The organism is Flagellimonas lutimaris (genome assembly GCF_051494225.1).
Classification (GTDB): Bacteria; Bacteroidota; Bacteroidia; order Flavobacteriales; family Flavobacteriaceae; genus Flagellimonas; species Flagellimonas lutimaris_A.
In genome coordinates this window covers 1-16807 of record NZ_JBNPYE010000013.1, presented here as the reverse complement: position 1 = coordinate 16807, position 16807 = coordinate 1, and the positions used below count along the sequence as shown (strand labels likewise).

Sequence of the window (16807 nt, the reverse complement as noted above, 5' to 3'; positions counted from 1 at the left end):
TTATGTTTATCTTGGTTGGACAAACCAATCAAACCGTGGTCAACAACGATTACAATAGTCCAACTTTTAAAAAATTATTGGATTCCCTTCAGCAGCAAAGCTGGGAGTTGGAATTGATCATTTCGGGTTTTGCCATTTTTGGGCTCTTTACGGCATACGAACCGCTTCGAATAGAAATGATCAATGCGCAGAACGAAGATCAAACTTATCGCTTCGTTGTATACTTTATCTTGAACATTGCCTGCTCCATTCTTTTGTTCAACCTGTTGCTCCATGTTATCTTAAGAGGGTTATGGATCGGCGCATTGGGGCTCCGGTATGTTTCTGGTGATATCGAATTTGAAAAACTTCGCTACTCCGAACGCTTTACCAATTATTTAAAAAAGCGCATCATTTCTTTTGACAGATATATTGCCAATCTGGAAAACTATTGCAGTGTACTTTTCGCTATTTCATTTCTGCTGATATTTTACGTGCTGGCCATGACCATGATCATACTTTCGATTGTGTTTGTAGCCAGTTATGTCATAGAAGGGGATCTGTTCCCGAAAGGGTTTGGCAGTGTATTTGGGGCCTTTCTTATCATTTTTATCGTTATCGGAATGTTTTTAACCTTTCTCGATTTCATAACCCAAGGTTGGTTAAAAAAGAAGAAGTGGATATCCCGAATATATTTTCCCGTTTATTGGATTTTCAGTTTTATAACCCTTTCGTTTTTGTATCGACCTTTGGTCTACAATTTTCTGGATAACCGTTTCGGAAAACGACTGATCTTGCTTTTAGCTCCGATATACATTATTATTCTATTGATAACGAGTTTGGAATACAGGTCATCCAATTATCTTGATAAAGAACATCAATCCTCGAGCCTATTTGCCAAAAAGGAAAACTATTTTGATATGCTCACCGAGGACGGCGATTTTCCAGGACAAGTGGTCATACCTTCCAAAGTAATAACAGATTCCTATTTAAATATTTTTATCCCTTTTTCCGAAAATATTGAAAACCGTGTGTTTGCCTACAATGATTCTTTGAAACCGGAAGACGACCGCAGAGGACTATCCAGCAGCATCGATATCACCACAAACTGGAGCGACGAAATTACCAGTGCACGTCAAAAAGACAGTATCCGTAAAGTCTATCTGAAAACTTTCAATGAGATATATTCATTTCGAATTGACTCTCTTGACATGGACGAGGATTTTATCCTGACCACGGGCATAAAAAACATCCTTGGATTTGAAGCCTTCCTTAAAATATCCAATCTTAATGAAGGTAAACACCTTCTAAGGCTTCGGCGCAAAAGAAAGGAAAAAGATACGGTGATAACTCGTACAGATGTTATCGTGCCTTTTTGGTATTTTAAAAACTAGAACTTTATGGCACCTTGGCACCTTTACGTAATGGCCGGCATGTACATATTTGCCGGTTCTATGCACTTCATAAAACCTAAAATGTACATGAGGATAATGCCCAGGTACTTGCCCAACCATAAACTATTGGTCTATTTAAGTGGTGTTGCTGAAATTTTACTGGGAATTGGTGTATGCTTTGATACCACTCGAAAACTGAGCACTTTTGGAATTATATTAATGTTGGGCGTGTTCTTATCGGTGCATTTTTATATGCTTTCAGGAGAAAAAGCATCCGCGGGAATTCCTAAATGGATTTTGGTAGTTAGAATACCACTTCAATTCTTCCTAATGTATTGGGCGTATTACTATGCTTATCTTTAAAAAGCTGTTTTATTCAGCTGCTTTTTCAACCAAGGTACCTGCGCAAAAAACATAAGCCCCAAAAACAGAAAACCGTACACCATAATTTTGGAGGAACTGTAATGTTTAAGCCATCCCCAATCACTTTGGAACCATACTCCCATATTTAAATTTTTGAACCAACCTTGTCCACTGTCCAACCCAACCTGTGAACCAATGTAAATGAGTAAGGCAGTAAAAGCAACAAATGCAAAAGACAAAACCTTACCCGATACTATGGGCTTATATTGAAAAACTTTATTGGGCGCTTCCACCTCAATTTTCCGCATCACATTTTGGGTAAAATCAACAGAAGGGGACTCCAATGGAGCATCTTCCATCATTTTATTTACCAAAGCTTCTAGTTTTTTATTTTCTAGTTCATCCATTGCTCTGCAATATTTCTTTGTTCACATTCTTTTCCATAACACTGGCCAATCTTTTTCTGGCCCTAAACAACCTTACCTTCAAAGTGTTTACCGGAATATTGGTTGTTTCCTCCATTTCTTGCAGGTTCTTTTCCTCAAGATAAAACAAAGTCAGCACTCCAGCATCTTCTGCCGATAATTTTGACAGACATCGTTCTATCATTTCGCTGCGTTCAGCCATCACCATTTTGTGATAGGCCGTATCCAAATCAGCATAGGCAATTTGATCAATATGATTCAAATCCGTATGCATTCGTTTCTTTTTATTTTTTTTAATCCTGTCCAAACAGGTGTTATAGGCTATTCGATAAACCCATGTGGATACTTTGGAATCTCCTTTAAAATTCGGCAAAGATTTGTATACCTTAATAAATACATCTTGCGATACTTCCTCGGCCTCCTCTCGATTGCCCAACATTCGTATGGCCAGCGTAAAGACCAAATCTTTATAGCCATCCACCAAATTGGAGAACGCATGGGTGTTACCCCCACGTATTTCCAAAATCAGTTCTTTTTCTTTGTTGGTCAGCATTGTTCATTGGACGCCAAAAGCGCTATTTAGGTTACACAAAACCTAAATTTTATTAAAACATGTAACCTTATTGTAAAAAGTGTCGTCATAGCTTATGAACAAATAAATTACAAATAATCATTAAAACGAACAGTTATGGGATCAGAAGTAATCATTATACCTATTATTTTCGGAGTCATTTTGGCGATTGCCTACCTTTATTATTCAACCAGAAATAAAGAACGGTTGGCCTTAATAGAGAAAGGTGCGGACGCCAGTATTTTTGTACGTGGAAAACGAGAAGGTGCAGCGCCTTTCTGGAAAATCATCATCCTAAACCTTTCTTTATTGTTGATGGGTATTGGAGTAGCTATTTTTGTAGCCTCTATTTTAAGTTACAATTTAGGGGTTGATGAAGAAGTGGCGTACCCAGGTACCATCTTCTTATTGGCAGGTGTTGGACTTATGGTAGGTTTCAACATGACCAAGAAATTGGAAAAGGAGGATTAATCCTTTTCTACATCAATTAATTTTGAATGAAGGACCACCGCCAAAAGCGGTGGTTTTTTATAACTTGCCGGTATGAAAGTTATTTCCACAAACCTCGGCGAGCCAACTAAAATTGTTTGGAACGGTAAAGCAACCTCAACGGGCATCTATAAATTCCCTGTTGAATCACCTCTTTTTTTGGATTTAGAAGATGTACAGGGCGATACCGTTGTCGACCGCAAGTATCATGGTGGAATTTTTAAAGCATGTTATTTATTTTCCGGTGACAATTATCCTTATTGGAAAGCAAAATATCCTCATTTGGATTGGAACTGGGGCATGCTTGGGGAAAATTTGACGGTAGAGGGATTGGATGAATCTCAAATAAGAATTGGAAGTACCTATAAACTCGGTACTGCTTTAGTACAGATTACACAGCCTAGAGAACCTTGTTACAAACTTGGCATCCGATTTGGGAACCAAGACATTTTAAAACAGTTTATAGATCATGGCCGTCCAGGAACATATGTTCGTATTTTGGAACCGGGAACCGTATCTATAGGAGATACCATGGAGTTGGTGGAAGAATCAAAAGCTCCTTTGACCGTACAACAATTCTATAACCTGCTTTTTTCGAAGACCAAGGATCAGGAAGTGTTGGAAATGGCGATACAAAATGAAGCACTTCCTTTGAAAAAAAGGGAAAAACTTAAAAAATGGGCATAAAAAAAGGGGCCTCTCGGCCCCTAATGCACATAAAAATTAACTAAACAAACTATCTTACTTCCATAGTCTTTTTGTAGGTACCAAATTTGTCTACTACTACTATGGTATATTCATCTTTGAAGGCTTTTTCGAAGTTAAAAGACTTTTCAACAACGATGTCACCGTCGATAGCTTCATCAAAAACAAGTCTGTCTTCGCTATCATATACTTTTAAAAGCACCTTACCTTTAGAAACATTCAAAAGGTTCATCATAATCTTTTGACCTTTCTTTACAAATACTGGGTCAAGGTTTACTTTTACCAAGTTCTTTTCAACCTCATATTTGGCCACTACTTTTTTACCAAAGTCGGTTGCACTTCCGTTGGCCATACCCAAAGAGGATATCAAAAGGACTGCGGCCACTGTTAGGTTCTTTACTGCTTTCATAACACTTCGTTTTTTTATTATTACAATACAAATGTATGCCGCAATCCCGTACAGAAATACCACCATCTTTTCCAGTTTATATGCTATATTAACATGCTAAGTGATTTAACAAAGTATTAATGATAAAATAGCATAACTTTATGGTAACATTGTAGATATTTGCATGATAATTAGTTTTTTACTTTATCATATCAGAATAAAAAATTGCACTAAATGATTCAAAAACCAGCATTTGAAGCAATAGCCCCAAGTTTTGGTCACTCATTTACGTTTCAAAAGTTCAACGCAAACAATGAGAACAAAAACAATGGCTGGCATTATCACCCAGAATTGGAGTTGGTATATGTGAACGGGGGTTCTGGAAAAAGGCAAATTGGTAGTCACGTATCCTATTATAGGAACGGAGATCTTATTCTTATTGGTTCCAATTTGCCGCATTGTGGTTTTACCGATAGGCTTACCGGTAACAAAAGTGAAACATTGGTACAGATGAAAGTTGATTTTCTGGGAAGTGACTTCTTCAATATTCCAGAAATGAAAAATATTCAAAAGTTGTTCGAGGTTGCCAAGGGTGGTATTGCCTTTTCTGGAAAGACAAAAATGAAGGTTGGGGAAAAAATGGAAATCTTGGAATACCAGACAGATTTTCAACGGTTACTGTCCATCCTGAATATATTGAACATTCTGGCCACCTCTCGTGAAATGAATGTGTTGAATGCGGAGGGTTTTTCCATCGAGACCGAAGTGAAGGACAACGACCGTATCAATATTGTCTTCAATCATGTAAAAACCAACTTTAAAGAAGATATAAGCTTAGAGCAGATTTCCGACATGGTGAGCATGACCGTTCCTTCCTTCTGTAGGTATTTCAAAAAAATCACGAACAAAACGTTTACTCAGTTTGTAAATGAGTATAGATTGGTTCATGCATCGAAATTATTGGCAGAGCAACCCATTAGTATTACCCAGGTATGCTATGATAGTGGTTTCAACAATTTTTCCCACTTCAATAAATCTTTTAAGGCATTTACTGGGCAAAACCCTTCGGAATATAGAAATCAATTGAAGACAGTTTTGCAGTCCTAGAACATTTATCCAAAAACATCATTTAACACCTTGGCCAAGCGCAAGCCTCCTTTTTGTAGCTGCTGGAACAATAGATTATTGTATTCGTACGAATAACGGTACCCTAGTTTTTCCCCAACTTCAACGGAGTCATAAAGGTGGCCACATATTTCATGGGATTCATCCACCCAATCGTATATGGTACCTTCTTGTATCTCCTTTTTCTTTTTTCGGCTTACCTCATCCAATTCCGAAGCAAGCTCTGTATACGTCATCCCATAAGAATCTATCAAGTTCTTATCCCATACTTTATGTAGGTTGCTTCCTTGACCAAACCATTGCACCTGTATATCATTGCCTCCTTTATCCTCTGCCCTACTTGCATGCATAGGTTGATGAAGGTCTCCTATGAGATGAATCAACATTTTTAAATGAAATATGCGGTCTTCCCTCGAATTATTTTCGTCCTTTACTTTTGCAATGCACTCTTCAATGGCCATTACAATATCCCCATACTTACTTTTTTCAGAATCTTTGTAACTCTTCCCCAAGGGATAGTTTACATAATGCCAGGCTGAATATTTAGAATATGAACGATCCGCTTTAATATCGTCGGCAAATGTGGAAACAAAGGCAAGGCTATGACCATCCAACAGATCGTTCAGTGCTCTTGTGGCTTTTCTGGTTAAATGGTTTTGCGCAATTTGACCCGTAACTCGGTGTCCTGTTTTTGACCAAGTAACATTGCCAAAAACAATAACAGGAAATAAAAATAATATCAATAAGGTTTTTTTCATTTTCTAACGTCTCTTAATAAAAGGAGTGGTTTAAAATAATTCGTACAGCTAATTTTTGCAATGTTTTGCCAAACAGCAATGTATTTTAAAATTTTGGGATTTTTTTAACTATGTAACTCTTAAATTTGAAACTCCAACTAAACTCGAACAATGTTAAAAAAATGTTTTGTACTTGTTACAATTCTTCTGCCGTTTACACTCCTATCTCAATCAAATTCAAGAAGCCTTACCGTTAAATATGTCAATGACATTATTAAGGTAGATGGTATATTGGACGAAAGCATTTGGGAAACATCAGAAAGTGCCAACGATTTCCATCAATATTTCCCAAGTGACACCACTCTTGCCGAGCAGCAAACAGAAATTAAGATGCTGTACAACAATACTACCCTTTACGTAGGGATAAGAATGGAAACTGAGGGTAATGACTATGTAATTCCATCTTTGAAAAGGGATTACCGGGCAGGTGGAAATGACAATATCAGTTTAATGTTCGACACCTTTAACGATGGCACCAATGCTTTCCTTTTTGGTATGAATCCCTATGGTGTACGAAGGGAAGCTTTGATTTCCAACGGAGGCTCTGGTCCTAGTGGCTTTACCACCTCATGGGATGTCAAGTGGCAAGGGGAGGCCAAAATATATGACGGATATTATACCTGTGAGATCGCCATCCCCCTAACATCCTTCAAGTTTAAGCAAGGAGAAACCAAGTGGCGTTTCAACAGCTATCGTTTTGACATGCAGACCAACGAAACCAGTACATGGATGGAAATTCCCCAAAACCAGCTCATTTATAGTTTGGCATTTATGGGTGATATGGTATTTGAAAAACCACTCGGAAAATCCAGAACACCAATGGCGCTTATTCCATATATAAATGGAATTGTTGGAAAGGATTATGAAAACAATGATGACCTTAGCAAGTTTGATTTTGGTGGGGATGCAAAGATTTCGATAGGTAATGGTATGAATCTGGACGTTACCCTTAATCCCGATTTTTCAAATGTTGAAGTCGACAATTTAGTTGCCAATCTTACCCGTTTTGAAGTCTCCCTGCCCGAAAAGCGTCAGTTCTTTATAGATAATAGTGACCTCTTTGGATCTTTTGGAAGTCAAAGAGATGCCAATCCGTTTTTCTCCAGAAGAATAGGTATTGCCGAAAACAAAGATGGGGAAACCATAGAGAATGGAATTGTGGGCGGTATTCGTCTGAGCGGAAAATTAAATCAAAATTGGCGCCTTGGTCTATTGAACATCCAAACGGAGGAAGATGAAGAAAACGAAATTGCCAGTAACAACAACACCGTTTTGGCACTCCAGAAAAAAATGTTTTCTCGCTCCAACCTCAGCTTTATTTTTGTAAACCGTCAAAGTTTTGGTGATTACGATTTTTTGGAGGAAACAGATAGGTACAACCGTGTTGTTGGGTTGGATTATAATCTGGCATCGCCAAATAATACATGGACGGGCAAGTTTTTCTACCATAAATCCTTTGCGCACGATATTGGCGACCGAGATGCATCCGGAGGGGTAGATCTACGATATAATTCCAGGTTTTTCAACTTTGGTGTTCGGGGAAATTTCGTTGGGGACGATTTTCGATCAGACCTCGGGTATGTCCGAAGACAAGATATTGTAGCTGCAAGACCCTTTGTAGAATTTAATTTTTGGCCACAAAAGGGAAAATTGAACTCCCACGGTTTCCGTTTTAGCCCCAACGCTATTTGGAGACCTACCTTGGATTATATGAACACAGATTATGCAATTTTTTCCAGTTGGCAGGCCAAATTTAAGTCACAAGAAGAATTTTCGGTCAGGCTCTTCAATAGATACACATACCTTACCGATACTTTTGATCCCACAGGAACCGATGGCGGGGTAGAGTTACCGGCCAATGTCGGGTATTATTACACCAGCTACGAAATGGAGTTCCAAAGCGATAGGAGAAAGGTATTTTCGTATTCCGTATCACCAGGTTATGGTGATTTTTATAATGGCACTCGATTTGTTATGGAAGGCAATGTAAACCTTAGGCTTCAACCAACAATGTTGCTTTCCTTGGCTTTCATCTATAACAGCATTAAACTACCCCAACCCTACGAGAGCGAAGATCTCTTGTTATTGAGCCCCAAAATCGATGTAACCTTTAGCAAGTCGGTATTTTGGTCTACATTGATACAGTATAGCAACCAATTGGACAATCTAGGGTTCAACTCCCGATTGCAATGGCGTTTTGCTCCACTTTCCGACCTCTATTTAGTATACAATGACAGTTATTTTGTCAACTCCTTTACGCCACGAAGCCGTTCCATCAACTTAAAGTTGACGTACTGGCTTAATATTTAATAAGAACCAAAGGGTTATTGTATTTAAAGGTGAAGATATAACACTAACCAATCTATGAGAAAATTAATTGCACTATTTACCATATTTTCAGTTTTACTTTTAAATTCCTGTACCTATGAGTGTGATTGTGAAGTTGATGATGACGGAAATATTGAATGTCCTTGCTAAAGTTATCAATCATTGAATGCCTTTAATCTTGATTGTTTTAAGAAATGAAATAGTCTTAAGATACCCCAACGATTTTCCTATATTTGGGCAACTAGCTTAAAAAATATATGGACCAACTACCGTTTACCCAGGACACTGTCATCTTTGGGCTCCTTTGCCTTTGTTTAGGATTTGTTTTTTACACCTCATCCATTAAAACCGGTTTTTGGGGAAAATTTTACCGTGTGGTCCCCGCCGTATTAATGTGTTACCTATTACCAGCTATTTTGGCAAGTGTTGGCATTATAGATGAATCATCATCCAATACCTATTATGTGGCAAGTCGCTATCTATTGCCTGCAGCTTTAATTTTGATGACCCTTAGTATTGACCTCAAGGCAATCATAAATTTAGGATCCAAGGCATTGATCATGTTTTTAACGGGAACTGTGGGTATTGTAATTGGCGGGCCCATTGCCATATTGATAGTTTCCATATTTTCTCCCGAAACGGTAGGCGGTGCAGGCGTGGATGCCGTTTGGAGAGGATTGGCCACTATTGCCGGCAGTTGGATTGGTGGTGGAGCCAACCAAGCCGCCATGCTCGAAGTCTTTAAATACAATCAAGAAAACTATGGAGGTATGGTCCTCATCGATATTGTAGTCGCCAACCTTTGGTTGGCCATAATCTTGTTGGGTGTGGGCAAAACTGAAAAAATAGACAGATGGCTCAAGGCAGATACTTCATCCATCGAAGACCTCAAAGTAAAAGTATCCACCTATACCGAAAAAATTGCACGGGTCACAACCCTCAAAGATTTCATCATGTTGCTATTCTTTGCTTTTGTCGGGGTTGGCGTGGCTCATTTAACAGGTCATCATTTCGCCAACTTTCTTCAAAATAATTTTGAAGTCATCCGAAACCCACAAAAAATATTGTCCTCCCTTGGATCTGAATTCCTTTGGATGGTCGTATTTGCCACCCTTATCGGTATTGGACTTTCTTTTACAAAAGCCAAAAATTATGAAGGTGCGGGTGCCAGTAAAATTGGTGGTGTTTTCATTTATATTTTGGTAGCGACCATCGGTATGAAAATGGATTTGGGCAAGGTTTTGGACAACCCCGGACTTATTGCCATCGGGTTGATTTGGATTACCATTCACGCTGGTCTACTTATTTTAATGGCAAAGTTGATAAAAGCCCCATTCTTTTTCTTGGCAGTAGGGAGTCAAGCCAACGTTGGTGGAGCAGCTTCCGCTCCTGTTGTAGCGGCAGAATTTCACCCATCCTTGACCTCTGTGGGTATTCTTTTGGCCGTTTTTGGCTATGTTGTAGGCACCGCTGGAGCATATTTATGCGCTTTGTTGATGGAAGTCGCCTCGAATGTTTAATTATTTTCAGAAGATTATGCATATTTGCCCTGCTAAAATTATATGATGAAGCGGATATTGTTAGTATTGCTAGTTGGAATTACCGTACTGTCTTGTGAAAAGAGTACGGAAAACACCATGACCGTTAGTGGAAACATTAAAGGACTCAAGAAAGGAACCCTCTATTTGCAACAATTTAAAGACTCCACACTTGCCGTTTTGGATTCTTTGGAGATAAAAGGTGACGGGGCATTCAGTTTTTCCACCGAGGTGGAGGAGCCAGAGGTATTTTATCTCTATCTAAAAAAAGAAGACAATAACGATATTAATGATAGGATTACTTTTTTTGGGGAATCTGGAAATATTGTCATTAACACGGCATGGAACACTTTTGATACAAATGTTGAGATTTCAGGTTCCAAATCCCACGAAAAGCTTTTGGAGTTTTACGATATGGCCTCAAAGTTCAATATTAAAGAGCTTACCTTGATTCAAGAAGCATCTTCTCCCAAATTGCAAGAAGATTCCGTTGCGATGGATTCCATCCAAAGATTGATCAATCAAAATACCGTTAATAGATATCGCTACGCACTCAACTTTGGTCTCAACAATGGTGATTCCTATGCTACTCCCTATATTATGATGACGGAAGCCAGTGAGGCGAATCCTAAGTACTTGGATTCCATTTACAAAGGGTTAGCACCAGAAGTGGCCGCATCTAAATACGGAAAGGAGTTTAAAGCATTTTTGGACAAAAAGAATTAAGCCTCAAGGCTGTTGAGCTGCTCAACAAGCTTGGTGGCCTTCTCCTCTAATTCCGTCCGTATGGACTTGAAATGCGTTTTGGTGTCATCTACCTTTTTTTGATTGATTTTGTCCATTAGGGTATCATATACATCAATGGCTTCATCAATTATTACGGTCCCCTCTTCCGACTCTTTGTTTCCGGAACCGGCTTCCCAAATGTAGACAGCTTCAATAATGTCTCCCAAAACAAAATTGACATCTTTTTTTAAATCGCGAATACTTGGCATAAAGCGGTAGTTTTGTTTAAAGATACCATTAAATGGTAACTTCTAAAAGTTTAGCTCCTTGGGCATCAATATTAACATAACTACTTGATGCCGAAATAAGAATAGTTTCCCCATTCTTTATGGATGCGCTTCCCCAATCATTTTTGATCGTGGCCTCCCCACCAACACACATGTAAATGGTAAAGGAATCTCTTTGTGATAAATCTTGCTCCAAGGAATTGCTCAACTCCATAAAGTTGGTCTTAAAATAAGGACAGTTCACCATAGGGTTCACCGTATCTTTTTGCTTTGGGTAATCTACCTTAAAGTCGTCCTTCTTTTCATAGTCGATGGCGTCCACCGCCAAACTGGTATGTAATTCTCTAAGATTTCCCTCTTTGTCCCTACGGTTGAAATCGAACACCCGGTACGTTATGTCCGAGGTTTGTTGGATTTCCGCCAAAAGCACTCCTGCACCAATGGCATGGATTTTTCCTGTATTAATAAAGAACGTGTCCCCTTCCCCAACTTCTTCATAGTTCATCAAATCTGTTAAGGTCCCTTCTTCAAGACTCTTTACGTATTCTTCCTTTTCAACATCTTTATTGAACCCAACAATAAGTTTGGCTCCAGGGTCGGCGTCCATAATGTACCACATCTCTGTTTTGCCGAAGGAATTGTGACGTTCTTTGGCCAACTCATCATTCGGGTGCAATTGTATGGAGAGATCTTGTTTTGCATCAATAAATTTGATGAGTATGGGAAACTCATTACCAAAACGTTCTACAACACTTTTACCCAAGAGGGCTTCACCTTGATTATCCATCAAACTTTGAAGCGAAGTGCCCGCTAAATCACCATTGGAAACTTCGGATATATCACCTTCTACTCCAGAGAGTTCCCAACTTTCGCCGGTAATATCGCTTTCAATAGGTTTATCTAAAACATCGTTTAACTTGGTTCCTCCCCAAAGTCTTTCCTTAAGGATCGGTTTAAATTTTAAAGGGTAAAGATTCATATTATCCAGTGTAGGTTACAAAATTTCGTGGGGTTTCATAGAGTACTACCTCCAACTCCTTAGCTTCATCAATGTGTGGTCTTAGTTTATTCCATACAACCACGGCTATGTTTTCTGCAGTAGGGTTCAAATTTTCAAATTCGGGTACGTCAAGATTTAGGTTTTTATGGTCTAAAGCCTCTTCAACATGTTCTTTAATCAATTCCTTGAGAACCTTTAGGTCCATTACAAAACCAGTTTCGGGGTCTATTTCCCCAGTAACGCTCACAATAAGATCGTAATTATGACCGTGATATTTTGGGTTATTGCATTTTCCGAAAACAGCTTTGTTCTTTTCATTGTCCCAGTCTGACCTATGTAATCTGTGGGCCGCATTAAAACTAGCTTTTCTACTTGCTTTTACTTTCATTGTACCAGGGTGTTTTCCATGAGATGGTCGTAGAAACGTTCAAAAATAATTTTGAACCATGCCGTGTACTCATCAGGATTCTTTGAAATATCCTTTTTTATATCTTCAGGAAGCATCCATTTCCAATCGGCGACCTCATTAGGATTGATATTAGGTTCTTCTTCAAAATAACCCACCATTACGTGATCGAACTCGTGCTCGGTGAGGCCATTGTCGAAAGGAGCCTTATATATAAAATTGAAAAGTTCCTTGAGCTCTGTTGTAAAGCCCATTTCCTCCATGAGCCTCCTTTTACCTGCATCGATATTGCTTTCCCCTTCTCGTTGATGGCTACAACAGGTATTGGTCCATAACAATGGGGAGTGGTATTTGTCCTTGGCACGCTGCTGAAGCATGGTCTCACCCTTGGCATTCATTACAAAAACCGAGAAGGCCCGATGCAGCATCGCCTTTTCATGAGCTTCCATTTTTGGCATTAAACCAATGGGCTCGTCCTTTTCATTTACAAGTATCACTTTTTCCTCTCTCATGAGGTAAAAATATGACCTTTGCGATAAAATAACGGGAATAGGTAACTAAATTCTTCCTAAAAGAATCGTGGGGATTTCATGTTTCCGATATTTCTAATGAAATCATACCTCAATATAATTTCAAAGGAACCATCATTAAAAGTGGCTGCCCCAAGTTCCGTAATTTCACGGTCATAAGCCAAGCCAACCATAAGTTGGTCGGACAACATAAAGCCTAAAAGACCACTAAATGCAGCATCCCAACGGTAAGCCGCCCCAGCAACAAACTTTTCGTTGAACATAAAGTTAGCAGAAAGGTCCACTTGTAATGGCGCTCCTTGAACCGCCTTGGTCAGTAATGTGGGCTTGAATTTTAACACTGGATTTAGGTCCCAAACATATCCTGTGATGAGATAAAAGTTCATCTGCTCCTTGGCAGTAGAAACCGAAGAGGAGTCAAAATGTGTTGTTTCCAATATTCTAGGAGCTGAAATACCGGCATAAAACTTATCGGTATGGTAATACACACCAGCCCCAAGGTTTGGAGAAAACTTATTTTGAATATCTTGTTGTGATTGTAATTGTGGGTCAATATCAAATTCATCAAGCTCGGAATAGCGAATGTCCAACATATGAGCACTAGCTTTTAGTCCAAAACTCAATCTTCCTTCCCAAGAGGTTTGGATGGTATAGGAAAAATCCACATCAAAATAGGTCTCCGAAGTGGGTCCAATCTTGTCGTTAACAATGGATAGGCCCAAACCAACTCCACGATAACCGACAGGTGTATGAACATTTAAAGTCTGTGTCTCCGGTGCTCCATCGAGTCCCAACCATTGGTTTCGGTACAATGCAGCTATACTCAAATGCCCCCTCGACCCCGCATAGGCCGGGTTAACACTTACTGTATTGTACATGTATTGGGTGTACTGTGCATCTTGCTGCGCTTGCATGTTTCCCAACACCAAAAGCATTAGGGCAAGCAGCCATTGAATTTTTCCTATAAAAAGTTTGTTCATCACAGTAACCATTGTTTATCTGTTAATGTATATGTAACCTGTAAGCTGTTTCATATTTCCTCCTTGTTCTTGGTAATCTATCACGTAGAAATAAGTACCTACGGGAAGTTTATTTTCTTGATCTACGGTAACCCTACCTTGGGAAGTACCATCAAATACGTTTCCATTGGTATCGTATGCCCTAGTCTGATATACCATCACACCCCACCTATTATAAATTCTCACAGTGTTGTTCGGGTAATTTTCAAGTCCATTGATTTCCAAAGTATCGTGTACTCCATCCCCGTTAGGTGTTATAACGTTTATTACATCAACAACCTCTTCCTCTACGGTGGCCTCGCCCAAGTCTGGATCTAAATAATTGGGTATGCCATCTTCGTTGGAATCGTCATTTGCATAGTTTCCGTCCCCGTCCAAATCTTCGTCAAAAGTCTCGATACCGTCGTCGTCGTCGTCGGAATCCCTAAAATCAAGAATTCCATCGGAATCAGTATCTGGCAATGCTAAGCTTGGGTCATCCATTTCGTCATTCACGTCAATATCAATTACGGTTTCCCCTTCATAACCATCATCCAAACCATCGTTATCCTTATCAGAACCAATTAGTTCAACATCTGCAATTCCATCATGGTTCTGATCGTGTCCTTCAATAGCATCCGGTACATTGTCATCATCACTATCATCATCCACATAATCTGGAATTCCATCATTATCGGAATCAACAGGAATCAATCCTAGGTTTCCATCATTCTCATAAGCATCATCCAGTCCATTACCGTTGCCATCGGCCATACTTGGTAGAATGTAACCCAATGCCGGCTGTGCCTCAATATTATCAGGAATACCATCATTATCACTATCAATATCCAAGTAATCCGGTATACTATCGCCATCAGTATCTGTTGGGTTGGTTGATGGGTCATTGTCATTATCGGCATTCAAATCCTCGAAACTGTCCACAATCCCATCGTTGTCACTGTCCAAATCAATTCCTGAAGGACTGACTATAACTGAAATGGTTGCTGTACTGCAGTTTCCATTGGTATCACATACCGTATATTCAAAAGAATCGGTACCTGTAAATCCAGGGTTTGGCACATAGGTAATATTATCATCGGATGGATTATTCACTGTACCGTTATCATTTAATACAACGGTTCCGTTTGATGGGTCTGTTGCAGTGATTGTTCCAGAAGTAGGTATATCGTTATCGTTTGCCCTCCAGGATACCACAGCATCCACCCCAACATCCGTTGACACTGAATCATTATTGGCGTCCACAATTGGAAGTACATCCAAAGTGACCGTAGCCGTACTGCAGTCTCCAAAAGAATTACAAATGGTATAATCAAAACTATCACTTCCATTGTAATCTGGATTTGGTGTATAAGTCACTACATCATCGGTCGGGTCATTTGGAGTTCCATTTTCATCAATAGTTACTGAACCGTTTGAAGGATCGGTTGCAGCCAAGGTTCCCTCTATGGGTAAATCCGAATCATTATCAAATATATCTGCAACAATTGACCCGTCTTCATTCACTGCTATCATGTCGTCCAACAGATTAGCTGCTTGACTCATACATACCACAGTGAAGCGTGGTAATTCCGTGCTGTTACCAACTTTTGTTATGGTAGCCACGTATCTCATTACTGTTTGGGTGCTTGTAACGGTTGGTCTGGTTTGGTCTCCAGTCAAAGCTGGACTCCAGCTTACAGTTGCTCCAGAGGGAACACTCGCTGAAATATCCAAGGTCACCTCATTGTTTGGCCCGTCACAATCTGTCAAGATAAAATAACCCGTTGCATTGGAGCCACATAACGTACCATCGTAAGTAGCAAAGTAAACTCCTGGCTGGGTGGCTTCATAAAATGAATTGGTTCCCAATACAGTTGCCGTATCTGATGCTTCGTACCATTGATAGTTATTCTCGTCTCCAGTATCTGGTGCCTGCAACAGAAACTGGGCACTTGCAAGATTTACTCCTGCAAAGAGAACAATCAGTCCTATGAGTAAAGACTTATATGAGGTATTTGATTTCAAATCGATTTGTCTTTAATCATTATTATTTTACCACAAACACCACGTTGATCAATGCATTATAATCTGATGGTTGTGCTTGGACCGTATAGGATAGATTACCATTTGCATCTATTGACATACTTCCTGTATCAAAAACAGTAGGGTCAGCATATGTCACATAATAATATAAATCTGTGCGAGCATAAGTTGGTATCGCAGATGGAGCACCAGTACTACCAATTGTTGGGGATCCATACTGATCAATATATTCTTGGTAAAGATCAAGATTAAAAGTTCCATTGGTTGATGCATCAATTGCAATTGATGGCGGATAAAAGATTCTAGCTGCTTTGGAGGTAATTGGAGCTATATCTTGAATAACCTCCTCCACTGTGGCTTCTGTTGCCCCATCTCCATCAACATCAACAGGTGAATCTGAATCCACTTCTGATGCTACTTGATTATCTGTATTGATATCTGTCAATGGGACTTGTAAAGTACCGTTACTATCTTCAATCTCGAGATTTGTGCCATTGACCTCAAAACGAGTGTTTATTTCGTTCGTAGGGTCCGCGTCCGCATCGTCCGTATCAAGGGCGGCAAGCTCCGCATCCGTCGCAAAGGTACCGTCAAGGTCTTGGCTAAGGGTGCCACCGGCATCCGTCACCTCGATGGAAGTTCCGTTGAGGGATACCCCGGTGTTGTATTCGTTCGTAGGGTCCGCGTCCGCATCGTCCGTATCAAGGGCGGCAAG

The 16807-nt window shown here is 39.6% G+C and carries 19 protein-coding genes; 8 read left to right on the top strand and 11 right to left on the bottom strand.

The features are described from left to right. The first annotated feature begins 2 nt into the window (after nucleotides 1-2). Both ACQQ5U_RS17855 and ACQQ5U_RS17850 read left to right on the top strand, forming a co-directional pair. Nucleotides 3-1373: a hypothetical protein gene (locus tag ACQQ5U_RS17855; RefSeq protein ID WP_437399631.1), complete on the top strand. Its 1371-nt coding sequence runs from the start codon at nucleotides 3-5 to the stop codon at nucleotides 1371-1373. 6 nt (nucleotides 1374-1379) lie between these two features. After that, on the top strand, nucleotides 1380-1736 hold the full coding sequence (locus ACQQ5U_RS17850) for a DoxX family protein (RefSeq protein ID WP_437399630.1): 357 nt from the start codon (nucleotides 1380-1382) through the stop codon (nucleotides 1734-1736). Here ACQQ5U_RS17850 and ACQQ5U_RS17845 read toward each other — a convergent pair. Further along, nucleotides 1733-2143, bottom strand: a complete 411-nt coding sequence (locus ACQQ5U_RS17845) for a hypothetical protein (protein WP_437399629.1) — start codon at nucleotides 2141-2143, stop codon at nucleotides 1733-1735. The two genes, ACQQ5U_RS17850 and ACQQ5U_RS17845, sit on opposite strands and share 4 nt — an antisense overlap. Beyond that, a complete protein-coding gene (locus tag ACQQ5U_RS17840) occupies nucleotides 2136-2714 on the bottom strand; it encodes an RNA polymerase sigma factor (RefSeq protein ID WP_437399627.1) in 579 nt (192 codons plus the stop codon). Before ACQQ5U_RS17840 ends, ACQQ5U_RS17845 begins: the two co-directional genes overlap by 8 nt. A gap of 135 nt (nucleotides 2715-2849) precedes the next feature. Here ACQQ5U_RS17840 and ACQQ5U_RS17835 point away from each other — a divergent pair, with 135 nt between their 5' ends. Further along, nucleotides 2850-3203, top strand: a complete 354-nt coding sequence (locus ACQQ5U_RS17835; RefSeq protein WP_437399626.1) for a DUF6249 domain-containing protein — start codon at nucleotides 2850-2852, stop codon at nucleotides 3201-3203. A 72-nt stretch (nucleotides 3204-3275) separates the two neighbouring features. Beyond that, entirely contained in the window at nucleotides 3276-3908 is a 633-nt protein-coding gene (locus ACQQ5U_RS17830; protein ID WP_437399624.1) for an MOSC domain-containing protein, read from the top strand. Nucleotides 3909-3957: 49 nt separating this feature from the next. Here the strand turns inward: ACQQ5U_RS17830 and ACQQ5U_RS17825 are convergent, their stop codons facing one another. After that, a complete protein-coding gene (locus ACQQ5U_RS17825; RefSeq protein WP_437399622.1) occupies nucleotides 3958-4335 on the bottom strand; it encodes a hypothetical protein in 378 nt (125 codons plus the stop codon). 213 nt (nucleotides 4336-4548) lie between these two features. On the opposite strand from ACQQ5U_RS17825, the gene ACQQ5U_RS17820 reads away from it, so the two are divergent. Next, nucleotides 4549-5421: an AraC family transcriptional regulator gene (locus ACQQ5U_RS17820; protein WP_437399620.1), complete on the top strand. Its 873-nt coding sequence runs from the start codon at nucleotides 4549-4551 to the stop codon at nucleotides 5419-5421. Between the two features lie 5 nt (nucleotides 5422-5426). Here the strand turns inward: ACQQ5U_RS17820 and ACQQ5U_RS17815 are convergent, their stop codons facing one another. Continuing rightward, nucleotides 5427-6197: a S1/P1 nuclease gene (locus ACQQ5U_RS17815; protein WP_437399618.1), complete on the bottom strand. Its 771-nt coding sequence runs from the start codon at nucleotides 6195-6197 to the stop codon at nucleotides 5427-5429. Nucleotides 6198-6347: 150 nt separating this feature from the next. Here ACQQ5U_RS17815 and ACQQ5U_RS17810 point away from each other — a divergent pair, with 150 nt between their 5' ends. The 3 genes from ACQQ5U_RS17810 to ACQQ5U_RS17800 all read left to right on the top strand — a co-directional run bounded on the left by ACQQ5U_RS17810 (nucleotide 6348) and on the right by ACQQ5U_RS17800 (nucleotide 10828). Next, nucleotides 6348-8546 carry a DUF5916 domain-containing protein gene (locus tag ACQQ5U_RS17810; protein WP_437399616.1) on the top strand — a complete coding sequence of 733 codons (2199 nt, stop codon included), beginning with the start codon at nucleotides 6348-6350 and terminating at the stop codon, nucleotides 8544-8546. A gap of 275 nt (nucleotides 8547-8821) precedes the next feature. Next, the gene (locus ACQQ5U_RS17805) at nucleotides 8822-10084 is read left to right on the top strand and encodes a DUF819 family protein (RefSeq protein ID WP_437399615.1); all 1263 of its coding nucleotides are present in this window, start codon (nucleotides 8822-8824) and stop codon (nucleotides 10082-10084) included. A 42-nt stretch (nucleotides 10085-10126) separates the two neighbouring features. Then, nucleotides 10127-10828 (top strand): DUF4369 domain-containing protein, encoded by a 702-nt coding sequence (locus tag ACQQ5U_RS17800; RefSeq protein WP_437399613.1) that lies wholly within the window; start codon nucleotides 10127-10129, stop codon nucleotides 10826-10828. On the opposite strand, the gene ACQQ5U_RS17795 is transcribed toward ACQQ5U_RS17800, so the two are convergent. From ACQQ5U_RS17795 to ACQQ5U_RS17765, 7 genes are all read right to left on the bottom strand, one after another. Further along, a complete protein-coding gene (locus tag ACQQ5U_RS17795) occupies nucleotides 10825-11097 on the bottom strand; it encodes a hypothetical protein (RefSeq protein ID WP_437399611.1) in 273 nt (90 codons plus the stop codon). The two genes, ACQQ5U_RS17800 and ACQQ5U_RS17795, sit on opposite strands and share 4 nt — an antisense overlap. 28 nt (nucleotides 11098-11125) lie before the next feature. Then, nucleotides 11126-12094 (bottom strand): type I phosphomannose isomerase catalytic subunit, encoded by a 969-nt coding sequence (locus ACQQ5U_RS17790; protein WP_437399609.1) that lies wholly within the window; start codon nucleotides 12092-12094, stop codon nucleotides 11126-11128. A 1-nt stretch (nucleotide 12095) separates the two neighbouring features. Further along, the gene (locus tag ACQQ5U_RS17785) at nucleotides 12096-12503 is read right to left on the bottom strand and encodes a 6-pyruvoyl trahydropterin synthase family protein (RefSeq protein WP_437399607.1); all 408 of its coding nucleotides are present in this window, start codon (nucleotides 12501-12503) and stop codon (nucleotides 12096-12098) included. Further along, on the bottom strand, nucleotides 12500-13033 hold the full coding sequence (idi, locus tag ACQQ5U_RS17780; RefSeq protein WP_437399605.1) for an isopentenyl-diphosphate Delta-isomerase: 534 nt from the start codon (nucleotides 13031-13033) through the stop codon (nucleotides 12500-12502). The genes ACQQ5U_RS17785 and idi overlap by 4 nt, the downstream gene beginning before the upstream one ends. Nucleotides 13034-13089: 56 nt before the next feature. Then, on the bottom strand, nucleotides 13090-14031 hold the full coding sequence (locus ACQQ5U_RS17775; RefSeq protein WP_437399604.1) for a PorP/SprF family type IX secretion system membrane protein: 942 nt from the start codon (nucleotides 14029-14031) through the stop codon (nucleotides 13090-13092). Between the two features lie 15 nt (nucleotides 14032-14046). Next, nucleotides 14047-16074 carry a gliding motility-associated C-terminal domain-containing protein gene (locus ACQQ5U_RS17770; protein WP_437399603.1) on the bottom strand — a complete coding sequence of 676 codons (2028 nt, stop codon included), beginning with the start codon at nucleotides 16072-16074 and terminating at the stop codon, nucleotides 14047-14049. A gap of 22 nt (nucleotides 16075-16096) precedes the next feature. Further along, nucleotides 16097-16807 (bottom strand): hypothetical protein (locus ACQQ5U_RS17765; RefSeq protein ID WP_437399601.1); only part of this gene is annotated, 711 nt, incomplete at its 5' end.

What these genes read in the sequence shown, in the direction of transcription:
- ACQQ5U_RS17840 (WP_437399627.1), bottom strand. Translation starts at nt 2,714, where the DNA reads ATGCTGACCAACAAAGAAAAAGAACTGATTTTGGAAATACGTGGGGGT.
- ACQQ5U_RS17830 (WP_437399624.1), top strand. Translation starts at nt 3,276, where the DNA reads ATGAAAGTTATTTCCACAAACCTCGGCGAGCCAACTAAAATTGTTTGG.
- ACQQ5U_RS17815 (WP_437399618.1), bottom strand. Translation starts at nt 6,197, where the DNA reads ATGAAAAAAACCTTATTGATATTATTTTTATTTCCTGTTATTGTTTTT.
- ACQQ5U_RS17810 (WP_437399616.1), top strand. Translation starts at nt 6,348, where the DNA reads ATGTTAAAAAAATGTTTTGTACTTGTTACAATTCTTCTGCCGTTTACA.
- ACQQ5U_RS17835 (WP_437399626.1), top strand. Translation starts at nt 2,850, where the DNA reads ATGGGATCAGAAGTAATCATTATACCTATTATTTTCGGAGTCATTTTG.
- ACQQ5U_RS17855 (WP_437399631.1), top strand. Translation starts at nt 3, where the DNA reads ATGTTTATCTTGGTTGGACAAACCAATCAAACCGTGGTCAACAACGAT.
- ACQQ5U_RS17775 (WP_437399604.1), bottom strand. Translation starts at nt 14,031, where the DNA reads ATGAACAAACTTTTTATAGGAAAAATTCAATGGCTGCTTGCCCTAATG.
- idi (WP_437399605.1), bottom strand. Translation starts at nt 13,033, where the DNA reads ATGAGAGAGGAAAAAGTGATACTTGTAAATGAAAAGGACGAGCCCATT.
- ACQQ5U_RS17805 (WP_437399615.1), top strand. Translation starts at nt 8,822, where the DNA reads ATGGACCAACTACCGTTTACCCAGGACACTGTCATCTTTGGGCTCCTT.
- ACQQ5U_RS17820 (WP_437399620.1), top strand. Translation starts at nt 4,549, where the DNA reads ATGATTCAAAAACCAGCATTTGAAGCAATAGCCCCAAGTTTTGGTCAC.
- ACQQ5U_RS17785 (WP_437399607.1), bottom strand. Translation starts at nt 12,503, where the DNA reads ATGAAAGTAAAAGCAAGTAGAAAAGCTAGTTTTAATGCGGCCCACAGA.
- ACQQ5U_RS17790 (WP_437399609.1), bottom strand. Translation starts at nt 12,094, where the DNA reads ATGAATCTTTACCCTTTAAAATTTAAACCGATCCTTAAGGAAAGACTT.
- ACQQ5U_RS17795 (WP_437399611.1), bottom strand. Translation starts at nt 11,097, where the DNA reads ATGCCAAGTATTCGCGATTTAAAAAAAGATGTCAATTTTGTTTTGGGA.
- ACQQ5U_RS17825 (WP_437399622.1), bottom strand. Translation starts at nt 4,335, where the DNA reads ATGAAAGCAGTAAAGAACCTAACAGTGGCCGCAGTCCTTTTGATATCC.
- ACQQ5U_RS17845 (WP_437399629.1), bottom strand. Translation starts at nt 2,143, where the DNA reads ATGGATGAACTAGAAAATAAAAAACTAGAAGCTTTGGTAAATAAAATG.
- ACQQ5U_RS17800 (WP_437399613.1), top strand. Translation starts at nt 10,127, where the DNA reads ATGATGAAGCGGATATTGTTAGTATTGCTAGTTGGAATTACCGTACTG.
- ACQQ5U_RS17850 (WP_437399630.1), top strand. Translation starts at nt 1,380, where the DNA reads ATGGCACCTTGGCACCTTTACGTAATGGCCGGCATGTACATATTTGCC.